This window comes from Streptomyces sp. NPDC058375 (assembly GCF_042723425.1).
GTDB classification, from domain to species: domain Bacteria; phylum Actinomycetota; class Actinomycetes; order Streptomycetales; family Streptomycetaceae; genus Streptomyces; species Streptomyces durocortorensis.
Genome location: NZ_JBHXJG010000029.1, coordinates 12,530 through 34,548 on the forward strand (window position 1 = coordinate 12,530; position 22,019 = coordinate 34,548).

Annotated in this window: 18 protein-coding genes and 1 riboswitch; of the genes, 6 read left to right on the forward strand and 12 right to left on the reverse strand. The window is 70.9% G+C overall.

The window, feature by feature from the left end; translation table 11 throughout:
- Positions 1–26: 26 nt before the first annotated feature.
- From ACFWM7_RS07630 to hisC, 5 genes are all read right to left on the reverse strand, one after another.
- Positions 27–1,733: a GAF domain-containing sensor histidine kinase gene (locus tag ACFWM7_RS07630; protein ID WP_383256290.1), complete on the reverse strand. Its 1,707-nt coding sequence runs from the start codon at positions 1,731–1,733 to the stop codon at positions 27–29.
- Positions 1,734–1,836: 103 nt separating this feature from the next.
- Positions 1,837–5,361: a thiol reductant ABC exporter subunit CydD gene (gene cydD, locus ACFWM7_RS07635; protein WP_383256293.1), complete on the reverse strand. Its 3,525-nt coding sequence runs from the start codon at positions 5,359–5,361 to the stop codon at positions 1,837–1,839.
- 78 nt (positions 5,362–5,439) lie between these two features.
- Positions 5,440–6,441, reverse strand: a complete 1,002-nt coding sequence (gene cydB, locus ACFWM7_RS07640) for a cytochrome d ubiquinol oxidase subunit II (RefSeq protein WP_383256295.1) — start codon at positions 6,439–6,441, stop codon at positions 5,440–5,442.
- Between the two features lie 18 nt (positions 6,442–6,459).
- Entirely contained in the window at positions 6,460–7,971 is a 1,512-nt protein-coding gene (locus ACFWM7_RS07645) for a cytochrome ubiquinol oxidase subunit I (protein ID WP_383256297.1), read from the reverse strand.
- A 273-nt stretch (positions 7,972–8,244) separates the two neighbouring features.
- Positions 8,245–9,324: a histidinol-phosphate transaminase gene (gene hisC, locus ACFWM7_RS07650; RefSeq protein WP_383256299.1), complete on the reverse strand. Its 1,080-nt coding sequence runs from the start codon at positions 9,322–9,324 to the stop codon at positions 8,245–8,247.
- Between the two features lie 404 nt (positions 9,325–9,728).
- Between hisC and ACFWM7_RS07655 the strand changes: the two genes are divergently transcribed.
- The 3 genes from ACFWM7_RS07655 (at position 9,729) to ACFWM7_RS07665 (ending at position 13,249) form a co-directional block, all read left to right on the forward strand.
- Positions 9,729–10,841 (forward strand): LacI family DNA-binding transcriptional regulator, encoded by a 1,113-nt coding sequence (locus tag ACFWM7_RS07655; RefSeq protein ID WP_383256301.1) that lies wholly within the window; start codon positions 9,729–9,731, stop codon positions 10,839–10,841.
- Positions 10,842–11,036: 195 nt separating this feature from the next.
- Complete coding sequence (locus ACFWM7_RS07660; RefSeq protein WP_383256303.1) at positions 11,037–12,215, forward strand: metallophosphoesterase; 1,179 nt, start codon at positions 11,037–11,039, stop codon at positions 12,213–12,215.
- Positions 12,216–12,418: 203 nt separating this feature from the next.
- On the forward strand, positions 12,419–13,249 hold the full coding sequence (locus tag ACFWM7_RS07665; protein WP_383256305.1) for a hypothetical protein: 831 nt from the start codon (positions 12,419–12,421) through the stop codon (positions 13,247–13,249).
- 136 nt (positions 13,250–13,385) lie between these two features.
- Here ACFWM7_RS07665 and ACFWM7_RS07670 read toward each other — a convergent pair whose 3' ends face one another.
- The 3 genes from ACFWM7_RS07670 to thiC all read right to left on the reverse strand — a co-directional run bounded on the left by ACFWM7_RS07670 (position 13,386) and on the right by thiC (position 16,259).
- Positions 13,386–13,742: a DUF805 domain-containing protein gene (locus ACFWM7_RS07670; RefSeq protein WP_383256307.1), complete on the reverse strand. Its 357-nt coding sequence runs from the start codon at positions 13,740–13,742 to the stop codon at positions 13,386–13,388.
- A gap of 247 nt (positions 13,743–13,989) precedes the next feature.
- On the reverse strand, positions 13,990–14,283 hold the full coding sequence (locus ACFWM7_RS07675) for a winged helix-turn-helix transcriptional regulator (protein WP_383256308.1): 294 nt from the start codon (positions 14,281–14,283) through the stop codon (positions 13,990–13,992).
- Between the two features lie 185 nt (positions 14,284–14,468).
- Complete coding sequence (gene thiC / locus ACFWM7_RS07680; RefSeq protein ID WP_383256311.1) at positions 14,469–16,259, reverse strand: phosphomethylpyrimidine synthase ThiC; 1,791 nt, start codon at positions 16,257–16,259, stop codon at positions 14,469–14,471.
- Positions 16,252–16,385: riboswitch (TPP riboswitch) on the reverse strand. Its footprint overlaps the gene before it by 8 nt.
- A gap of 70 nt (positions 16,386–16,455) precedes the next feature.
- Here thiC and ACFWM7_RS07685 point away from each other — a divergent pair.
- Entirely contained in the window at positions 16,456–17,805 is a 1,350-nt protein-coding gene (locus tag ACFWM7_RS07685) for a YibE/F family protein (protein WP_383256313.1), read from the forward strand.
- Between the two features lie 63 nt (positions 17,806–17,868).
- Here the strand turns inward: ACFWM7_RS07685 and ACFWM7_RS07690 are convergent, their stop codons facing one another.
- The 4 genes from ACFWM7_RS07690 to ACFWM7_RS07705 form a co-directional block, all read right to left on the reverse strand.
- On the reverse strand, positions 17,869–18,306 hold the full coding sequence (locus ACFWM7_RS07690) for an SsgA family sporulation/cell division regulator (protein ID WP_024263706.1): 438 nt from the start codon (positions 18,304–18,306) through the stop codon (positions 17,869–17,871).
- 101 nt (positions 18,307–18,407) lie between these two features.
- The gene (locus ACFWM7_RS07695; RefSeq protein ID WP_383256315.1) at positions 18,408–19,184 is read right to left on the reverse strand and encodes an IclR family transcriptional regulator; all 777 of its coding nucleotides are present in this window, start codon (positions 19,182–19,184) and stop codon (positions 18,408–18,410) included.
- A gap of 387 nt (positions 19,185–19,571) precedes the next feature.
- Positions 19,572–19,784: a DUF5326 family protein gene (locus ACFWM7_RS07700; RefSeq protein WP_265600552.1), complete on the reverse strand. Its 213-nt coding sequence runs from the start codon at positions 19,782–19,784 to the stop codon at positions 19,572–19,574.
- A gap of 156 nt (positions 19,785–19,940) precedes the next feature.
- A complete protein-coding gene (locus ACFWM7_RS07705) occupies positions 19,941–20,258 on the reverse strand; it encodes a cupin domain-containing protein (protein ID WP_383256318.1) in 318 nt (105 codons plus the stop codon).
- 87 nt (positions 20,259–20,345) lie between these two features.
- Here ACFWM7_RS07705 and ACFWM7_RS07710 point away from each other — a divergent pair, with 87 nt between their 5' ends.
- Together ACFWM7_RS07710 and ACFWM7_RS07715 are read left to right on the forward strand one after the other, a co-directional pair.
- A complete protein-coding gene (locus tag ACFWM7_RS07710; protein ID WP_383256320.1) occupies positions 20,346–20,723 on the forward strand; it encodes a phage holin family protein in 378 nt (125 codons plus the stop codon).
- 144 nt (positions 20,724–20,867) lie between these two features.
- Positions 20,868–21,992 (forward strand): cystathionine gamma-lyase, encoded by a 1,125-nt coding sequence (locus ACFWM7_RS07715; RefSeq protein WP_383256322.1) that lies wholly within the window; start codon positions 20,868–20,870, stop codon positions 21,990–21,992.
- Positions 21,993–22,019: the final 27 nt, after the last annotated feature.

The following is a 22,019-nucleotide window of genomic DNA, read 5'->3' on the forward strand; positions in this document are numbered from 1 at the left end:
ACACCGGGGGCGGCGAGGCCCCGCCCTCACAGCGGCGCCTCCCACACCACCGTCGTACCGCCGCCGTCCTCCCCGATCCCCGCCTCCAGCCGGCTCGCCCCGCCCAGGGACTCGGCCCGGCGGGCCAGATTGCGCAGCCCGCTGCGGCGGCCGCCCTCCGGGACGCCCACCCCGTCGTCGGCCACCGAGAGCCGCACCGCGCCCCGCCCGTCCGGCAGGGCCACCGTCGCGTCGACGACCACGTCGATCAGCGACGCCTCCGCGTGCCGGAACGCGTTGGAGAGGGCCTCGCGCAGCGCGGCGACCAGGTTCTTGCCGGTCAGCTCGCCGACGAGCGAATCCACCGGGCCCAGGAAGCGGTGCGAGGGCTTGAAGCCGAGCGGGACCGCCGCCATGTTGATCTCCCGCAGCACGCGGGTGCGCAGCCCCGAGGGAGCCTCGGCCGGCTCCTGCTGAAGCGCGAAGATGGCCGTACGGATCTCCTGGATCGTCACGTCCAGCTCGTCGACCGCCCGGCCGACACCGGTCCGCACCTCGGGCACCACCGACCGGCGCTGGGCGCTCTCCAGCATCATCCCGGTGGCGAACAGCCGCTGGATGACCAGGTCGTGAAGGTCGCGGGCGATCCGGTCGCGGTCCTCGTACACCGCCAGCCGCTCTCGGTCCCGCTGCGCCTCGGCCATCATCAGCGCGAGCGCCGCCTGGGAGGCGAACTGCGTGGCGAGCGTTCGCTCGGCCCCCGTGAACGGGCGCGCGCCCCGGAGTCTGGGGGTGGCCAGCGCGCCGAGCACCCGGCCGCCGCTGTGGAGCGGCAGCATCATGCTGGGACCGAACCGGCCGGCCAGCCTGGTGATCATCCTGCCGTCGGTGGCCGCGTCGTCGATGAACACCGCCTCCCCCGCGAGGAGTTTCGTCACCACCGCGCTCCGGACCGGGATGATCACCCCGAGCGAGGACGAGGGGTCGTCGGACGACACGGCGACGATCTCCAGACCGCCCTCCTCGGCGGGCAGCAGCACGATCCCGGCGGCGGCGTCGGCGAGCCGGCGGGCCTGTTCGGCGACCACCGACAGCGCCTCGTCGGCGTCCCCGCCCGACAGGAGCGCCGTCGTGACCGCGACCGAACCGTCGATCCAGTGCTCCCGCTGCCGCGCCGCCTCGTACAGCCGGGCGTTGCCGATGGCGATCCCGGCCTCCGTCGCGAGCACCCGGACCATGTGCAGGTCGTAGTCGCTGAACTCCGCGCCGCCGTGCTTCTCGGTGAGGTAGAGGTTGCCGAAGATCTCCCCCTGGACCCGGATGGGCACCCCCAGGAAGGACCGCATCCGGGGGTGGCCCGCGGGAGACCCGGCGCACCGCGGATCGGTGGACAGATCGGCCAGCCGGACCGGTGCGGGGTCGTGGATCAGCGCGCCGAGCAGGCCCCGGTGGCCGTCGGGCCGCCGCCCGATCTCCTCGGCCACCTCCTGCGGAACGCCGTACGTGACGAAGTCCGACAGGCCCTCGCCCAGCTCGTCGACGACGCCGATGGCGGCGTACCGGGCGTGGGCCAGCTCGGCGGCCGTCTCGCAGATCCGGTCCAGGGTGGAGTGCAGTTCCAGCCCCGCGCCGACGGAACGCATCGCCTCCAGGAGCTGCGGCACCCGCGCGGTCAGCTCGGTGGACAGCCCCTGGAGGCTGCGGGTGGCCCGGGTCGCGGCGTCGAGGGAGTCCTTCGGGTCGGGCTCTGCCATGGCCCGAGCCTAGTTAGTGCCGATAGGGGGCGAAAGTCGAGAATGCACGGGATGACCGGAACGGCGGCGGGCGCCCGACGCCCGGTTCGCGTCCCCCACGGCCCTACGACCCCGCCCCCACCGTCTCCCGTTCGCGCTTCAGCATGCGGCGCAGCGGCCCGTCCTCGGCGGCGAGTTCGGCGTACGGTCCGCGCTGCACGACCCGGCCCGCGTCCAGCACCAGCACCTCGTCGACCGCCTCCAGGCCGGTCAGCCGGTGGGTGATCAGGACCGTCGCACAGCCCCGGGTCGCGTCCAGCAGATCGGCGGTGAGGGCGTCGGCGGTCGGCAGGTCGAGGTGTTCGGCCGGCTCGTCCAGGACGAGGACGGGGAAGCCGGCGAGGAGCGCGCGGGCCAGGGCCAGGCGCTGGCGCTGACCGCCGGAGAGCCGGGCTCCGTGCTCGCCGACGGCCGTGTCGAGGCCCTCCGGCAGGGCCAGCACCCAGTCCAGCAGCCGGGCCCGGGAGAGCGCGTCGCGCAGTTCGGCGTCGGTCGCCCCGGGGCGGGCCAGACGGAGGTTCTCGCGGATCGTGCTGTCGAAGACGTGCGCGTCCTGGGCGCACAGCCCGACCGAGCGCCGGACCGTGTCCGACTCCAGCGCGGACGCCTCGACGCCGCCGAGCCGGTACGTCCCCGACGAGGCGTCCAGGAAGCGCAGGAGGACCTGGGCGAGCGTCGTCTTGCCCGAGCCGGAGGGGCCCACGACCGCGATGCGCCGTCCGCGCGTCAGCGTCAGGTCGAGCGAGACCAGCGCGTCGTGCCCGGCCCCCGGGTAGCGGGCGCTCAGCCCCCGCACCTCCAGCGGGAAGGGGGAGGCGGGCTCATCGGCGGGGGCTTCGGGCTCCTGTACGGGTACGGGGGCGTCCAGCACCTCGAACACCCGCTCCGCGCTCCGGGCGACGCGCTGGCGGTACTGCACGGCGAGCGGCAGTCCGGCGACGGCCTCGAAGGCGGCGAGCGGGGTCAGCACCACCACGGCGAGCGCGACGCCGGACAGCCGGCCGTCGTTCACGGCGGGGACGGCGACGCACGCGGCGGCCACCACGGTGAGCCCGCAGACCAGGGCGGACAGACCGCCGCCCAGCGCCGTCGCCGCGGCCGCGCGGGAGGCGATCCGGGTCAGCAGCGTGTCGGCCGCGCGCAGCCGCTGCTGCCGGGCGGGCAGCGCTCCCGCGACCGTCAGTTCGGCGGTTCCGCCGAGGAGGTCGGTGACCTGGGTGGCCAGGGCGGCGCGGGCGGGCGCGAGCTGACGCTCCGTACGGCGGGCGCAGGCGCCGCTGACGAGCGGGACGCCGACCCCGGCGACCAGCAGGCCGACGGCGAGGATCACGCCCGCCTCCGGGAGCAGCCAGCCGGTGAACCCGGCGGCCGCGGTCCCCACCACGACGGCGGTCCCGGCGGGCAGCAGCCAGCGCAGCCAGTAGTCCTGGAGCGCGTCCACATCCGCGACGAGCCGGGACAGCAGGTCGCCTCGGCGTGTGGTGCGCAGACCGGCGGGGGCGATGCGTTCGAGGCCCCGGTAGACGGCGACGCGCAGTCCCGCGAGGAGCTTCAGCACGGCGTCGTGCGAGACGAGCCGCTCGGCGTAACGGAAGACCGCCCGGCCGATGCCGAAGGCGCGGGTCGCGGTGACCGCCATCATCAAGTACATGACCGGCGGCTCTTCGGAGGCCCGGGAGATCAGCCAGCCGGAGACCGCCATGAGCCCCACGGCCGAACCGACCGCGAGGCTGCCCAGCAGCAGGGCCAGGGCCAGCTGCCCGCGCTGCGCCCCGGCCGACGCGCGGACCCGGGCGAGCGCCCGTCCGGCCCGGCTGCCGGTCGGCTCGGGGGAGCCGGGGGACTCCACCGGGCGGGCGGTCGGCAGCTCTCCGCCCGCGAGGGGCTCGGGGACGGCGGGACCGGGGGCCGCGGGGTTCCGGGCGGGCTCCCCGTACGCCTCCGCGCGGGGCTCGGCGCGCGGCTCCAGCGTGACCACCCGGTCGGCGACCGCCAGCAGCGCCGGGCGGTGCACCACCAGCAGCACGGTCCGCCCGGCTGCAAGCCTCCGTACGGCGTCGACGATCCCCGCCTCGCTCTCGCCGTCCAGGCTCGCGGTCGGCTCGTCGAGCAGCAGGAGCGGCCGGTCGGCGAGGAACGCCCGGGCGAGGGCGAGGCGCTGGCGCTGTCCCGCGGAGAGCCCGGCGCCGTCCTCGCCGAGCGGCGTCAGCATCCCGTCGGGCAGTGCGGCGACGAAGTCGTACGCGCCCGCGTCCCGCAGCGCCCCGACGATCGCCTCGTCGTCGGCGTCGGGCCGGGCGAGGCGGACGTTCTCGGCGACCGTGCCCGCGAAGAGGTGGGGGCGCTGGGGAACCCAGGCGATACGGCTCCGCCAGCGGTCCGGGTCCAGGGCGGCGAGGTCCCGGCCGCCGACCCGTACGCGCCCCTCGTCGGGGCGGGCGAAGCCCAGGATCACGTTCAGCAGGGTGGACTTGCCGACCCCGCTCGGGCCGACCAGGGCCACGGTCTCCCCCGGCTCCACGGTGAGCGACGCGGCGTCCAGCGACGGTTCGGGGCGCCCCTCGTGGCGTACGGTCACGTCTGCCAGCTCCAGCCGCAGCGTGTCCGGGACGTCCTCGGTGCCCGGGGTCCGTGGCTCGGTCTCCAGGACCGCGAAGATCTCCTCGGCGGCCGAGAGCCCCTCGGCGGCCGCGTGGTACTGCGCCCCGACCTGGCGGATCGGCAGATACGCCTCCGGGGCCAGGATGAGGACCACGAGGCCGGTGTAGAGGTCGAGTTCGCCGTGGACGAGCCGCATGCCGATAGTGACGGCGACCAGGGCCACCGACAGCGTCGCCAGGAGCTCCAGGGCGAACGAGGAGAGGAAGGCGATCCGCAGGGTGCGCAGGGTGGCCCGGCGGTAGTCGGAGGTGATGGTGCGGATCGACTCGGCCTGGGCCTTGGCCCGCCCGAAGACCTTCAGGGTCGGCAGCCCGGCGACGACGTCCAGGAAGTGGCCGGAGAGCCGGGACAGCAGCTGCCACTGGCGGTCCATCCGGGACTGGGTGGCCCAGCCGATCAGGATCATGAACAGCGGGATGAGCGGCAGCGTGACGACGATGATCGCCGCCGACACCCAGTCCTCGGTGACGATCCGGGCGAGCACCGCCACCGGCACGACGACCGCGAGACCGAGCTGCGGGAGGTAGCGCGCGAAGTAGTCGTCGAGCGCGTCGATCCCCCGGGTCGCCAGCGCGACCAGCGAGCCGGTGCGCTGCCCGCTCAGCCAGTCGGGCCCCAGCCGCGTGGCCCGCTCCAGGAGTCGGCCACGCAGTTCGGACTTGACGGCCGCGCTGGCGCGATGGGCGGCCAGCTCGGTGAGCCAGGCGACCAACGCCCGGCCGAGCGCGACCGCCGCGAGCAGCAGAAGAGGGGTGCGCAGCTCGGTGACCGTGAGCCCGTCTTCGAACCCGCCCACCACGATCTCGGCGATGAGCATCGCCTGGGCGATGACCAGCAGGGCGCCGACCAGGCCGAGGGCCACCGCGGCTGCCAGGAAGAGGCGGGTGGCCCGTGCATGGTGGAGCAGACGCGGATCGATCGGTTTCACGTGAAACATCCCCCCGGCGGGGTCGGTGAGCTCTGCGGGATCGAGAGCTGCCGCGGGCCTCGCGGCAGCTCACTGGAGTCAGTGCGCGTCGGCGATGTGCTGGGTGCCGATGCGCTTGCGGAAGACCCAGTAGGTCCAGCTCTGGTAGAGCAGCACGATGGGCGTGGCGATGCCCGCGCACCAGGTCATGATCTTGAGCGTGTACGGGCTGGACGAGGCGTTGGTGACCGTGAGGTTCCAGGCGTCGTTCAGCGAGGATGGCATGACGTTCGGGAAGAGCGTGAGGAAGAGCATCGCGACCGCCGCCGCGATGGTCACGCCCGAGAACGCGAACGACCAGCCCTCACGCCCCTTGGCGACGGCCCCGATCGCGGCCAGCAGCGCCACCACCGCCACGACCAGGGCGCCCAGGCTCCAGCCGTCCCCGTTGTCGGCCTGGGTCCAGAGCAGGAAGCCCAGCGCGAGCACCGCGGTGACCGGCCCCAGCTTCAGCGCCAGGGCGCGGGCCCGGACCCGTATGTCGCCCGCCGTCTTGAGGCCGGCGAACACCGCCCCGTGGAAGGTGAAGAGGGTGAGCGTGACGAGGCCGCCGAGGATCGCGTACGGGTTGAGAAGGTCCCAGAAGTTGCCGACGTACTCCATGTCGGCGTCGATCTTCACGCCCCGGACGATGTTCCCGAACGCCACGCCCCACAGCACCGCCGGTATCAGGGAGGTCCAGAAGATCGCGGTCTCCCAGTTCGTCTGCCACCGCTCCTCGGGCCGCTTGGCCCGGTACTCGAAGGCGACGCCCCGCACGATCAGGCAGAACAGGATGATCAGCAGCGGCAGGTAGAAGCCGGAGAAGAGGGTGGCGTACCACTCGGGGAAGGCGGCGAAGGTCGCGCCGCCCGCACTGAGCAGCCAGACCTCGTTGCCGTCCCAGACGGGCCCGATCGTGTTGATCAGGACCCGCTTCTCCTTGCGGTCGCGGGCCAGCAGCTTGGTGAGGACCCCGATGCCGAAGTCGAACCCCTCCAGGAAGAAGTAGCCGGTCCACAGGACGGCGATGAGCACGAACCAGACGTCGTGGAGTTCCATGTCTCAGCTCCTCTGCTCTCAGTACGAGAAGGCCATCGGCCGGTCGGCGTCTTCTTCGTCGTGACCGCCGATCTTCGTGGGCGGGTTGAGGTCGTCCTCGGTGAGTTCCGGCGGCCCGGCCTTGATGTACTTCACGAGCAGCTTCACCTCGATCACGGCGAGCACCGCGTAGAGCAGGGTGAAGACGATCATCGAGGTGATGACCTCGCCCTGCGAGACACCGGGGGAGACCCCCGCACGGGTCTGGAGCACTCCGTAGACCACCCACGGCTGGCGGCCCATCTCGGTGAAGATCCAGCCCCAGGAGTTGGCGATCAGCGGGAAGAGCAGCGTCCAGAGCGCGACGAGCCAGTAGAGCTTGGTGAGCCGCGGGCTCAGCGCCTTGTTCTTGAACAGGACCAGATTCGGCACCTCGTCCTCACCGGTCCGCAGCGCCGGTGGCAGCAGGAACTTCTTCCGGGTCAGCCAGAGCCCCAGCAGTCCGAGGCCGAAGGAGGCCATCCCAAAGCCGATCATCCACCGGAAGCTCCAGAACGCGACCGGGATGTTGGGACGGTAGTCGCCGGGCCCGTACTTCTCCTGCGACTCCTTGTTGATGTCGTTGATGCCGGGGACATAGGAGTTCGGGTCGTTGTTGGCGAGGAAGGACAGCACCCCGGGCAGCGAGATCTCCACGGAGTTGTGGCCCTCGCTGACGTCCCCGTACGCGAATATCGAGAAGGGCGCCCGCTCCTGGCCATCCCACAGCGCCTCGGCGGCGGCCATCTTCATCGGCTGCTGCCGGAACATGACCTTGGCGAGGCTGTCGCCGCTGACGGCGGTGAGCAGTCCGGCGACCACCACGGTGATCAGGCCCAGCCGCAGCGAGGTCCGCATCACCGGGATGTGCTTCTTGCGTGCCAGGTGGAACGCGGCGATGCCGACCATGAAGGCCCCGCCGACCAGGAACGCCGCCGTGATGGTGTGGAAGAACTGGGTTACCGCGGTGTCCTGGGTGAGCACGCGCCAGAAGTCGGTGAGCTCGGCGCGGCCGCGCTCCTCGTTGATCCGGTAGCCGACCGGGTGCTGCATCCAGGAGTTGGCCGCCAGGATGAAGTAGGCGGAGAGGATCGTGCCGAACGAGACCATCCACATGCAGGCGAGGTGGATCTTCTTCGGCAGCTTGTCCCAGCCGAAGATCCACAGACCGATGAAGGTGGACTCGAAGAAGAAGGCGATCAGCGCCTCGAAGGCGAGCGGAGCGCCGAAGATGTCGCCGACGAAGCGTGAGTAGTCGGACCAGTTCATGCCGAACTGGAACTCCTGGACGATGCCCGTGACGACGCCCATGGCGATGTTGATCAGGAACAGCTTGCCCCAGAACTTGGTCGCCCTGAGGTACTTCTCGTTCTCCGTCCGCGCCCACGCGGTCTGCAGGCCGGCGGTGAGCGCGGCGAGCGAGATCGTCAGGGGGACGAAGAGGAAGTGGTAGACGGTGGTGATGCCGAACTGCCATCGCGCCAGGGTCTCCGGCGCCAGAGCGAGGTCCACGTCGTCAGTCTCCTTACATCGCCGTGGTCACACCGGCACTGCGCCCCTTTGATCCACCCGATTACGGAGGAAACGGGGCACGCTTGTGAACGCGTTCACATTCACAAGCAATTATGGCGCACACACTTTCGGAGCCTTCGCCGGGGGTACCCCTTTTCGGCCCCCGCCCGCCGGAAGCAGGCCCCCGTTGCCCACGCAAAGGGCCCCGGACCTCGTCGATCGAGGTCCGGGGCCACCGGCGGCAGGGGCGCGGGCGGCGCGCCGCGAGAGGCGCTACAGCTCCGCGCGGAACGCCTCCGCCGCCTTCAGGAACAGGTCGTTGCCCTCGGTCTCGCCGATCGTGACCCGTACGCCCTCGCCCGTGAACGGCCGGACGACCACACCGGCCCGTTCACAGGCCCGCGCGAAGTCGACGGTCCGCTCGCCGAGCCGCAGCCAGACGAAGTTCGCGTGCGACTCCGGCACCGTCCAGCCCTGGCGCCCCAGCTCGGCGCTCACCCGGGTGCGCTCGGCGACCAGCGAGCCGACCCGGCCCAGCAGCTCGTCCTCGGCGCGGAGCGAGGCCACCGCCGCGTCCTGGGCGAGCTGGCTCACGCCGAAGGGGACGGCGGTCTTGCGCAGCGCGGCCGCCACCGGCTCGTGGGCCACGGCGAAACCGACCCGCAGCCCGGCCAGACCGTACGCCTTGGAGAAGGTCCGCAGCACGGCCACGTTCGGCCGCTCCCGGTAGATCTCGATGCCGTCGGGCACGTCGGCGTCGCGGATGAACTCCTTGTACGCCTCGTCGAGCACCACCAGCACATCGCTCGGCACCCGGTCGAGGAACCGTTCCAGCTCTCCCCGGCGCACCACCGTGCCGGTGGGGTTGTTCGGGTTGCAGACGAAGATCAGCCGGGTCCGGTCGGTGATCGCGTCCGCCATCGCGTCGAGGTCGTGCACATCGCCGTCGGTCAGCGGCACCTTGACCGAGGTCGCGCCGCTGACCTGGGTGATGATCGGGTACGCCTCGAAGGACCGCCAGGCGTAGATGACCTCGTCGCCTGGGCCCGAGGTGGCCTGGAGCAGCTGCTGCGCCACGCCCACCGAGCCGGTGCCGGTGGCGAGATGCGCCAGGGGCACACCGAAACGCTCGGCCAGCTCGTTCATCAGGCCGGTGCACGCCATGTCCGGGTAGCGGTTGAAGTTCCCCGCGGCGGCGAGCGCCGACTCCAGGACACCCGGCAGCGGAGGATAGGGATTCTCGTTGGAGGACAGCTTGTACGCGACCGGTCCGCCGGCCGCCGCCGGCTTCCCCGGCACATAGGCGGGAACGCCGTCCAGCTCGGCGCGCAGCTTGGGGCTCGTCTCGCTCACCGCAGGTCCTCCTCGACCGTCCGTTCACAGCAATACTGCACACCTTATGAGGATTGGGCCCCGCCGCGAATGGCCCGAGCGGGAAATCGACCGCAGTGCCCGGGAATGGGACCTCGCGCGGGGCCGGCTCGCGGCCCCGCCGGGGGGAGTGTTTCCCGTTTCGGCGCGCGCCGGTGGCTCGCGCCGTGGCGCGCGTCCCCCGAAGTGGTGAGTTGAGACCTCTTCGAGACATCGCACATACAGCAGGCTGCCCGCTCCCAGTACCTGAAACACGTATGCAGTAAGGCCCAACTCCCTTGCATTGCAAGGAATATGATGGACAGTGACCTTGCAGAAACGTGCCTGTCAACGTGCGCATATGCGACCGGACCGACCACCCCTCGGAGCCCTACTATCGGCTCGCCATGACAGCAGCAGGGAAGCACCAGGTGAGCCGGACGGAGACCCCCCGGCGCAGCGGCCGCCCAGGACGGGCGGGGATCCGTGATGTGGCCGCCGCGGCCGGCGTCTCGATCACGACCGTCTCCGACGCGCTCAACGGCAAGGGCAGGCTCCCGGACGCCACCCGCCGCCATGTCCGCGAGGTCGCCGAGCGCCTGGGCTACCGCCCGTCCGCCGCGGCCCGAACCCTCCGTACGGGCAAGTCGGGCCTGATCGGCCTGACCGTGACCACGTACGGGAATGAACCTTTCACCTTCACCGAATTCGCGTACTTCGCGGAGATGGCGAGAGCCGCGACCTCCGCGGCGCTCGCCCGCGGCTACGCCCTCGTCATCCTCCCCGCCACCTCCCGGCACGACGTCTGGTCCAACGTCGCGCTCGACGGGACCGTCGTCATCGACCCCTCCGACCAGGACCCGGTCGTCACCGAACTCGTCCGCCAGGGACTGCCCGTCGTCTCGGACGGCCGCCCGGCCGGCACGCTCCCCGTCACCGCCTGGGTCGACAACGACCACCGGGCCGCCGTGCTCGACCTCCTCGACCACCTCGCCGCCGCCGGAGCCCGCCGCATCGGCCTGCTGACCGGCAACACCACCGACACCTACACCCGGCTGTCCACGGCCGCCTACCTCCACTGGTGCGAGCGGGTCGGCCAGGATCCCGTCTACGAGTCCTACCCGGCCCACGACCCCTGCGCGGGGGCGGTCGCCGCCGACCGGCTGCTCGCCCGCCCGGACCGCCCCGACGCGGTCTACGGGCTCTTCGACCCCAACGGGACCGACCTCCTGGCGGCGGCCCGCCGCTACGGGCTGCGCGTCCCCGAGGACCTGCTGCTCGTCTGCTGCAGCGAGTCCACCGTGTACGCGGCCACCGAGCCGCCCATCACGACGCTCTCGCTGAAGCCCCGCCGCATCGGCACGGCCGTCGTCCAGCTGCTCATCGACGCCATCGAAGGGGTCGAGCACGACGGGCCGGTGGAGCAGGTCATACCGACGGAGCTCATCGTCCGGACCTCCTCGCAACGCCGCCCACCGCGCACCACGGTCAGCGCGCCGCGCTCCCCCAGCGGGGATTGATCGCCTCTCAGCGGGGATTGATCGGCTCTTTTCGGACCAATCGGCCGGTGAACCGTGCGTGCGCCCGGATTCACCACCCCTGGTGCGTCACACAGATCGATCCGCATTCCTATGATGGGCGCACGACACCGCGGACCACCTCTACCAGGCAGGGCCCGTCAGGTGTACGGCGGCGCGACGGTGGTGGAGGGGTCGATGACTCAGGGGGCCGGTCAGGAACCCGTGGTGCGGACGGCGACGTTGCGTGACTTCCGGGTTCCGCCGTATGCGCAGACACCCGTGCCACCGCAGGCACAGGTGGCACCTCCTTCCACGGTGCCACCGCGTGCGCCGGAGGCGCATCCGTCGCCGCCGGACGCGCTCGCGCCACCGCCCGGCGCATCCGTGCCGCCGCACGCCCCCGCCCCGCACCGCCCGCCGCACCCCGGGAACGCCGTCGTGGGCGACGAGCAGCCGGAGGGTTACACGCCGACCGAGCGGGACCTCCCGGTCATCCGCCGCGGCGACACGGTCCAAGTGCAGACGGCCGAGCCGCGCCCCGTCTCCGACGACGGCCGCGGCCCGCTCTTCGTCGTCGGCGACGTCCACGGCTACCTGGACGAGCTGCTGGCCGCCCTCGGCGAGCAGGGCCTCATCGACGCCGACGGGAGCTGGGCCGCGGGCAACGCCAGGCTGTGGTTCCTCGGCGACTTCACCGACCGCGGCCCCGACGGCATCGGGGTCATCGACCTCGTCATGCGGCTCTCCGCCGAGGCGGCGGCGGCCGGCGGCTACTGCAAGGCCCTGATGGGCAACCACGAACTGCTGCTGATCGGCGCCAAGCGGTTCGCCGACACCCCCGTCAACTCCGGGGCCGGCACCGCCACCTTCCAGGCCGCCTGGCTCCTCAACGGCGGCCAGAAGACCGACATGGAGCGCCTCCAGGACGTCCACCTCCAGTGGATGTCCCGGCTCGACGCGGTCGTCGAGGAGGACGGGCATCTGCTGATGCACTCCGACACGACGGCCTACCTCGACTACGGGTCCACCATCGAGGACGTCAACGACACGATCACGGCCATTCTCACGCGCAACGACGCCGACGAGTGCTGGGACCTCTTCCGCAAGCTCACCAAGCGGTTCGCCTTCCGGGACGAGGGCGGCTCCCAAGCGGTGCGTGAGCTGCTGACGATGTACGGCGGACAGCGCGTCGTCCATGGTCACAGCCCCATTCCGTATCTCCTGGGCGAGGTGGGAACGGAGGAGGGCGAGGACAGCTCGGGGCCCGTGATCAACGGGCCGCACGTGTACGCGGACGGCCTCGCCATCGCCATGGACGGCGGCGTGACCATGGCCGGAAAGCTGCTGGTGGTCCAACTCCCCCTGCATGGCTGACCTTCGGCGGGGAAGGCGCTTCAGGTTCAGCCTGCGCCAACCCCGCCGATCGCCGGGCCCGTCACCGGGCCCAATTCTGGAAACACCCTGTCACCCCGTGCCGTGAGCGCTCTACCATCGGCCTATCAGTGGCAGGCTCTCCTCCGTTTCCGCCCGATCGCCCGGTCCACCGCGGGCAGCCGGGCACGACGGAGCATCGGGGGATGCAGATGACAAGCGCTCCGCACCTGCTGGCCGAGGACGGACCCGAGTACGAGCGGATCCTGGGCGACGCACTGCGCCACGCTCACGAACGCCCGGACCTGGAGGGCGTCGGGGACCGGCTCAACACCGAACAGCTGCGCACCATGGCGCTCGGCGCCACGGCGCTGATCACCGCGGCCGCGGCCACCGAGTACGAGCACTACGTCAAGGCCCGCGGCGAACTGCGCCGCCCCTCGACCGCCGAAGGCGCCGACGGGATCCCGGGTCTGGACGGGCCGCAGAGCACGGCGGCCGGAGCGGGCGCCGGCATAGGCGCGGTCATCACGGTCCTGACCCCGCTGCTGGCCGGCACCGCGGCCGTCATCTTCCTGCTCGTCGGCTATCTGCTGAAGGCGGTCAGCCCCTCGGTGGCCTTCGGCGACTCGATGGTCGCGGCCGGGTGGTTCTTCGCGGCGGTCGCCGCCGCGGCGATCCTCGTCGCGGCCGTCGGGCTGCTCGTCACCGCCCTCCGCAACGGCGCCACGTCCCTGGCCGCCGAGGAGGAGGAGCAGGAGCTTCCGGAGGAGGTGGCACGGGCCAGGGAGGCGTGGCGCCACGCCCTGCTGGAGCGCGGCATCCTCCCGTTCCTCCGGGACGCCCTGGCCGACCCCACCGCGGGGCCCGCCGCCCGGACCCCGCACCGTTCGCCCAACCGCATCCCGAAGATCGGCTACAGCAGGCCGGACTTCTCCGGCCCGGACGACGGCCCGGCGGCCGGACCCCGGCCGACCTTCACCAGCCCCGACTTCACGAGCCCGGACTTCGGCGGCCCGGAAAACCAGCCGGACTGAGACCGACGCGGAGCACGAGGCGGACCGGGCCGAAACCGACGCGGGGCACCAGCCGCACCACCGAAACATGCGCGGGCCGGGGCGGCAAGTGCCGCACCCGGCCCGGGAGATGCTCCGGACGGACCGGAGCGGTGGATCAGATGGCCTGCGGAGCCAGCTTCGGGTTGACGCCGTACTCGTTCGTCTCCGGCTTGCCCTCCGAGGCGAGGAAGACGATCAGGACGATGGCGCCGACGAAGGGGACGAGCGCGATCAGCAGCCACCAGCCCGAGCGGCCGGTGTCGTGCAGACGGCGCACGCTGACCGCGAGCGACGGGATGAGAACCGCGAGGGTGTAGATGGAGGCCAGGAAGTCCACACCGATCATCATGCCGATGATCAAAAGCACCAGGCTGATGACGAAGTTGATGAGCGTGAACATCCAGTACTCCTGGCGGCGCGCGCGTCCGCTGAAGCCTGCGTAATTCTTGAGCACTGCCAGGTACCAGTTCATGGTGATTCCCCTCCCCGGGCCCCGTTCGGGGCCGCCAACTTTCAGCCAAGCAAGCCGGAAAGTAAGCCACAAATAAGGAACGGGTCAAGACCGGTTGACGCAAAGGGGAAACGTACATCCAGCTGCCGCACGACTGTGTCCATACTGTCGCTTAACAAGATGGCTAGACATGCCAAACCACCGCTAAACACCCTTAGTTGCTTGTAAGGCGCAGAACATCCGGAGCCCCGGAGGCCCCCGCCCGGGGTCAGACCTCGGTGCCGCGTGATCGGACCGGCGGACGGCCGCCCGGAGCCGGCACCGTGGCCAGCAGCGCCTCGCCCGTCGCGTAGAGCTCGATCAACAACGGCCGGAGCGCCCGACCGCGTCCGGTCAGGGTGTAGCTCGTACGCACGGGGAATCCGCGCCGACGCTCCACCGGCAGCAGGCCGCGCTCACGCAGTTCCGTGAGCCGCTGGCTGAGCGCCTTCGCCGACAGCTCCGGCAGGCGCGCCCTCAGCTCGGAGAACCCGAGCGGGCCGCCCATCAGTTCGCGCAGCACCAGGATGGTTCAGCGTCCCGACACCGCGGCGAGGGCGGCCCCCTGTGGCAGGCCCGCCCGGGAACGCAGCGGGGACGACGGCCGGATCCCGTTGAGAACCCGACCGCCGTCCCCGACGAGGAGCCGACCGCCGGGGACGAGCCGGCGGTCGGGGACGAGCCGCCGGCCGGCCCCGTTCGTGCAGGTCAGTCCGCGATCGGCAAGTAGACCCGGTTGCCGGCAGCCGCGAACTCCCTCGACTTCTCGGCCATGCCCTCCTCGATCTCCTCCTGCGAACCGCCGTGCTGACGGCGGATGTCCTGGGAGATCTTCATCGAGCAGAACTTCGGCCCGCACATCGAGCAGAAGTGCGCCGTCTTCGCCGGTTCGGCCGGCAGCGTCTCGTCGTGGAACTCCCGGGCCGTGTCCGGGTCGAGGGCCAGGTTGAACTGGTCCTCCCAGCGGAACTCGAACCGCGCGTCCGAGAGCGCGTCGTCCCACTCCTGGGCGCCCGGGTGCCCCTTGGCCAGGTCAGCCGCGTGGGCGGCGATCTTGTAGGTGATCACGCCGGTCTTCACGTCGTCCCGGTTGGGCAGCCCCAGGTGCTCCTTGGGCGTGACGTAGCAGAGCATCGCCGTGCCCCACCAGGCGATCATCGCGGCGCCGATGCCGGACGTAATGTGGTCATAGGCGGGCGCGACGTCCGTGGTCAGCGGGCCGAGCGTGTAGAACGGCGCCTCCTCGCAGATCTCCTGCTGGAGGTCGATGTTCTCCTTGATCTTGTGCATCGGGACATGCCCGGGGCCCTCGATCATGGTCTGGACGCCGAACTGCTTGGCGATCGTGTTCAGCTCGCCCAGCGTGCGCAGCTCGGCGAACTGCGCCTCGTCATTGGCGTCCGCGATCGACCCGGGGCGCAGCCCGTCCCCCAGCGAGTATGTGACGTCGTACGTCGCGAGGATCTCGCAGAGCTCCTCGAAGTGCTCGTAGAGGAACGACTCCTTGTGGTGCGCGAGGCACCAGGCCGCCATGATCGAGCCGCCGCGCGAGACGATCCCGGTCTTACGGCGGGCCGTCAGCGGGACGTACGGCAGGCGCACTCCGGCGTGCACCGTCATGTAGTCCACGCCCTGCTCGGCCTGCTCGATGACCGTGTCCTTGTAGATCTCCCAGGTCAGCTCCTCGGCCCGGCCGTCCACCTTCTCCAACGCCTGGTAGAGGGGCACCGTTCCGATCGGTACGGGGGAGTTGCGCAGCACCCATTCGCGGGTGGTGTGGATGTTGCGGCCGGTGGACAGGTCCATGACCGTGTCGGCGCCCCACTTGGTCGCCCAGGTCATCTTGTCCACCTCCTCCTCGATGGAGGAGGTGACGGCCGAGTTGCCGATGTTGGCGTTGACCTTCACCAGGAACCGCTTGCCGATGATCATCGGCTCGATCTCGGGGTGGTTGACGTTGGCCGGCAGCACCGCCCGGCCCGCCGCGATCTCCTCGCGTACGACCTCGGCCTCGACGTTCTCCCGGATCGCCACGTACTCCATCTCCGGGGTGATCTCCCCCCGGCGGGCGTACGCGAGCTGGGTGACGGGACGTCCGTCGCGGCTGCGGCGCGGCTGGCGCGGGCGGCCGGGGAAGACGGCGTCGAGGTTGCGCAGCCCGCCGCGCGGCGAGGTGTGCTTGAGCCCGTCGTCCTCGGGGCGGACGGGCCGGCCCGCGTACTCGGCGGTGTCGCCGCGGGCGATGATCCAGTTCTCCCGCAGGGGCGCGAGGCCCCGGCGGACATCGGTGTCGATTCCGGGATCGGTGTACGGCCCCGACGTGTCGTACAGCGTCACGTCCTTGCCGTTGGTGAGGTGCACCTGTCGGACCGGCACCCGGAGGTCAGGGCGCGAGCCCTGGACGTACCCCTTGTGCCAGCCGATGGACTTCCCGGCCTCGTCGCCCGTGCTCTCGGCGTTCTGTTTCGAGGCAGGCGTGCGTGCGTCCGCTGTGGTCATGAGACCTACTCCCTACGCCGGCATTACCCGGTAACAGGTTCGGCGGTCGGCGCAGCGTGTCCCGTACGGATGTACGGCGGTCAGCGCCCTCTCAGCCCGGTGCTCCGAGCTCCCGCGTGTGCAAAGGTGCCTCCACGCTAGCGTCCTTTCCGGCGAGCTGACCAGAGGGCCCCTCTGTTCTTGCGATGATCGCCCCGTGACCTCCCCCCAAAACGACCCCGCACCCCAGCCGCCGTCCCCGGGCCACAGCCACGGCCACTCGCACAGCCACGGACCCGCCGCCCCGGTCTCCCGGCACCTGCGCAAGGTCATCGCCGCCGTGCTGATCCCGTTCGCGACGGCGGTCGTCGTCGGCCTGATCGCGTTCTGGCCCGGCGGCGCACCCGACCACGAGCGCACCGGCGTCGGATTCGACCGCCAGACCCAGGACGGCAAGGTCGTCCAGGTCGTCCAGGTCGACTGCGCGGACGTCAACGCCGCGCAGGTGCCCCCGACCGGCGACACCTCCACGCCCTCGGGGCGGGAGGCCGTCAACGAGCAGGAAGGGGAATGCGCGAAGGCCACCGTCGAGGTGACCAGCGGCGACGACAAGGGCCGTAGGTTCGTCGAGGTGGTCCAGCCGGACGCGCCCCGCCAGCTGAAGGAAGGTCAGGGCGTGGTCGTGGCGTACGCACCGGACGCGCCGCGCGACCTCCAGTACTCCGTGACCGACGTGAACCGGAAGGTCCCGATGGCGCTGCTGGCCGGGATCTTCGCCTTGGCGGTGGTCCTGGTGGGCCGGATGCGCGGGGTGATGGCGCTGGTGGCGCTGGCCGTGTCGTTCGCCGTGCTGACCCTGTTCATCCTGCCGGCGATCCTTCAGGGCTCGAATCCGCTGGTCGTGGCGGTGATCGGAGCCAGCGCGATCATGCTGGCGGCCCTCTATCTGTGCCACGGGGTGACGGCCCGTACGTCGGTCGCGGTCGTCGGCACGCTGATCTCGCTGCTGCTGATCGGGCTGCTGGGCTCCCTGTTCATCGGCTGGGCGAGCCTGAGCGGCAACACCGACGACAACACGGGCCTCATCCACGGTCTCTACCCGGACATCGATATGAGCGGTCTGCTGCTGGCCGGTGTCATCATCGGTTCGCTCGGGGTGCTCGACGATGTGACGGTCACCCAGACCTCCGCCGTCTGGGAACTGCACCAGGCCGACCCGGAGATGGGTTGGAAGGGGCTGTACCGGGCAGGTATCCGGATCGGAAGGGACCACATCGCCTCGGTGGTCAACACCCTGGTGCTGGCGTACGCGGGCGCGGCGCTGCCGCTGCTGCTGCTCTTCTCCATCGCCCAGAGCAGTGTGGGGACGGTGGCCAACAGCGAGCTGGTCGCCGAGGAGATCGTCCGCACGCTGGTCGGATCGATCGGCCTGGTCGCCTCGGTGCCGGTGACCACAGTGCTCGCCGCGCTGGTCGTCTCCGCGGACCGCGCGGGGTCGGGCGGCGCACCGGCGGCTACGGCCGCACCCGCACGGACCGGCCGGGGCCGTCGACGTAAGACGGGGTGACGGGGCATCGAGACGGAGTGGCGGGGCATGACGACGGGGTGACGGGGCATCGGGTGCGCCCGGTCAGCCGGCGTTCTGCTCCTCGGCGAGGATGCGGCCGAGCGCATCCTCCAGGTTCCCGTCGAAGTCACCCAGCGTGTGCTCCTGGCCGAGCGGCACCAGCTTGTCCGTCCGGTCGAGAAACGCCACCAGCGGCGCCGTCCCCGCCCGGAACAGCGCACGGTCCGCGCCGACCTGAAGCCGGATGTGCACATCTCCGAGCCCCTCGGGCTCGGTCGGGCCGATGTGCACATCTCCGTCGCCGCTCGGGCTGTTGAGCCCGTCCAGCAGCAGTTCGCGGCCGAACGCCCAGGTCACAGGGGCATCGCCGGGCAGGTGGAACGTCATCCGGATGGCGTACGGATCGCCGACCTCGTACCGGAGCTCCACCGGAATACGGAACGAGAGCTCCTCGGAGACGAGGAAGCTCATCATGACCTCTGCTTGAACCGACTCGCGCATCGTTCAACCCCGCAGTAGATGAAACTGGCCAGGAATGATCCCCCATGGCCCTATTGACGCCATCGTGGTGCACGCGATAGCAGATCACAAGGAGTGATTTTTCAGATACTGATAGAGAACACGAACGAACGCAAGAGGCTGGCGACTTCGCCACGTAGCTGTTCGACTGCGGGCAGCAACCGATCTTCCCGATCCAGGGGTACGGAAATGGCCATCGCCGCAATGGTGGCACCGGCCGTGACCGGAATCGCGGCGCAGACGGTCCCCAGCGTGTACTCCTGGCGTTCGATGACCGGTTCACCTCGTCGGAGGGTGCGCAGCCGTTCCAGAAGCGTGGCGCGATCTCGCACTGAGTAACGGGTGAGGGGGCGCACGGGGTGCCGGTCGAGGTGGTCCTCGCGGGCCGTCTCGTCGAGTTGGGCGAGCAGACACTGGCCGATGGCGTGCGCGTGGGCGGTCTCCCGGAACGAGGCCCACTCCCCCACCGCCGGGGTGTCGGGGGTGTCCGCGACCGCGATCAGCTCGATCTCGCCGTCGCAGTACACGGCGCAGTACACCGGCGCACCGATGACGTCCCGCCAGTGGCCAAGGGAATCGGCGACGGAGGCGGGGCGCGGGCCGCTCCTGACGCCGGGTGCGGCGGTCAGGTTCTCGGCGGCCGCGCCGAAGTGGAAGACACCGTTCTCACGGCGGAGATAGCCCTCGTGGGTGAGGGTGCGCAGCAAGTGGTACGCGGTCGGCAGCGGAAGCCCCGCCTCCCGTGCCAGTTGCTTGGCGGGCGCCCCGTCCCGATGGGTGCCCACAGCCTCCAGCAACCTCAACGCCCGCTGAACCGAACCGATCAACGTCGGGACAGCGGTGCTCGATGCCGTGGTCAAAGGTCACCCCCAGGCATGGTGACGGGCCGTCAGCCCTCCCGTGGGGGCCGCCCCCACGGGCCTGCCGCGATCCCGAGGGCCGGAGGGGACCGGAGATCCGGTGACCCGTGACCGGCGAGGACCGGTCCGGGCGCCGGCGATCGGAGGCCAACGACCGGACTGTCGTACCCAGGACCGATCAGGCGATCGATATGGTGACGGAAGGTCACATTCCGGATGGCGGCAGCGATTTGCCACTGTATCGGCCGCCTGCGGCAGGCGGGTGGTTTCCTCCGGGACTTAGCTCTGCTGGGCTAATCCTCCCGGGCCGGAGCCGGCCGTGCCGCTCCCTGCGGGCCCGAGTCGGACGGGGCGGGCCGGCCCCCGCGACGGCCCGCGGTCCGTGTACTACCAGTCACCGCGCGAGGACGACGACGACATGAACTTGCGGACGACGAAGATCAGTCCGCCGACCACGACGACGAAGACCAGCGCCTTGAAGAGCAGGCTGATCACGAAGCCGACCACGCTGGCGATCAGACCGCCGAACACGAAGATCGCAATGACGGGCACCGCGATCCACTTCACCCACCAGGGCATTCCCGCGAATATCTCCCGCACGGCCATCGCCTCTACCTCGTCTCTCTGAGTCCTTGCCTCGATGCTAAAGGCGCGAAGGCCCCCGGCGGGGCGCAGCAGCCCCTTGAAGACCCCTGATCTCGCCCCTAGGGATCCCCGAGGAGGACGCGCGCTCCCGGCGGATCGGGAACAGGCGCCTCAGCCCTCCGGCGGCGAGAAGACGACCATCACCCGCAGGTCCTCGGTGATGTGGTGGAACTTGTGGGCCACGCCCGCCGGCACGTAGACGACACTTCCCCTGCCGACCTGTGTCGTCTCCGTCCCCACCGTGATCGACGCCCGCCCGCTGACGACGAAGTAGACCTCGTCCTGCTGGTGCGGCTGCTGCGGATCGAGATCGCCCGCGTCCAGCGCGTACAGACCGACCGACATGGTGCGTTCCCGTACGAATTGCAGATAGGCACCGTCGTTGGCGGCCCGCTCCGCCTCCAGCTCGTCCAGTCTGAATGCCTTCATGGCCCGCCCGCCCCTTGTGACCCGTGCTACGGGTTCCGCCTGCGCTGTCGGTGTCCACCACCGATCATGTCTGCCACGATCAGACACATGAAGAATTTCGTAGTCAAGACGATCGCCAACGCGGGTGCGCTGGCTGTGGCCATCTGGCTGATCGGCGACATCACGCTGGAGGGCGGCAGCACGGGCCGCAAGGTCCTCACCCTGATCCTGGTCGCGTTGATCTTCGGCCTGGTGAACTTCCTGGTGAAGCCGCTGGTCCAGCTGCTGACCTTCCCCTTGTTCATCCTGACGCTGGGGTTGATCACCCTGGTGGTCAACGCCCTGATGCTGTTGCTCACCTCCTGGCTGGCGGGCGTGCTCGATCTCAGCTTCCACGTCGAGGGGTTCTGGACGGCGGTGCTCGGCGGCCTGATCATCTCGGTCGTGTCCTGGGCGCTCAACGTCGTCCTGCCCGACGAGAACTGAGTCCGGGATTCGGGAGTCCGGGATTCGAGATTCCGGGCCTCCGGGTAGGGCCGCTCCCGGGCCTCTGGAAGAGTGCAGGGGGCACCGGTTCCACCACCGGGGAGAACCGGTCCACCGCCGGGGGAGAACAGCGAAGGAGCAGGCATGAGCACCATGGGCGACGGAACGCGTGCGGTACGCGCCGGGCTTCCCGAACCGGAGCAGTTCGAGCCCACCCTGCCCGGTCCGGTCTTCGCCGCGCACTTCCACCTCTCCGGCGAACCGGTGGGCCCGTACACCTACGGCCGTGACACCAATCCGACCTGGACCCACCTGGAGCGCGCCATCGGCGAGCTGGAGGCTCCCGGCGAGGAGGTGGGCACGACCGTGTTCGCCTCGGGCATGGCGGCGATCACCGCGGTGCTGCTCTCCCAGGTCCGCTCGGGCGACGCCGTGGTCCTGCCCGACGACGGTTACCAGGCGCTGCCCCTCGTACGGGAGCAGCTGGCGGCGTACGGGGTCGAGGTCCGGACCGCGCCGACCGGCGGCGACGCCCAGCTGGCGCTGCTGACCGGGGCGAAGCTGCTGTGGATCGAGAGCCCCTCCAACCCGGGTCTGGACGTCTGCGACATCCGGCGGCTGGTGGAGGCCGCGCACGCGGCGGGCGCCCTGGTCGCCGTCGACAACACCCTGGCCACCCCGATCGGCCAGCGCCCGCTGGAGTTGGGCGCCGACTTCTCGGTGGCCAGCGACACCAAGGGCATGACCGGACACGGCGACATCCTGCTCGGCCATGTGACCTGCCGCGATCCCCGGCTGACGGCGGACGTGCAGCGCTGGCGCAAGGTCGTCGGGGCGATCCCCGGCCCGATGGAGGCCTGGCTCGCCCACCGCTCACTGGCCACCCTCCAGCTGCGCATCGACCGCCAGTGCACCACCGCCCTTGCCCTCGCCGAGGCGCTGGCCGAGCGGACGGAGGTCACCGGGCTGCGGTATCCGGGTCTGCCCACCGACCCGTCGTACGCCGTCGCCTCACGCCAGATGCGGCGCTTCGGGTCCGTGGTCTCCTTCGAGCTGGCCGACCGGGACACCGCGGAACGCTTCCTGTCCGCGCTGCGCCTGGTCGACGACGCGACGAGCTTCGGCGGCGTCCGGTCCACCGCGGAGCGCCGGGGCCGCTGGGGCGGCGACGCCGTCGCGGAGGGCTTCATCCGCTTCTCGGTCGGCGCGGAGGACCCCGAGGACCTGCTCGCCGACGTCGAACAGGCGCTGGACACGGCGGTCCAGTAGGCCGGAGGAGTTTCAGACGGCCCTCCG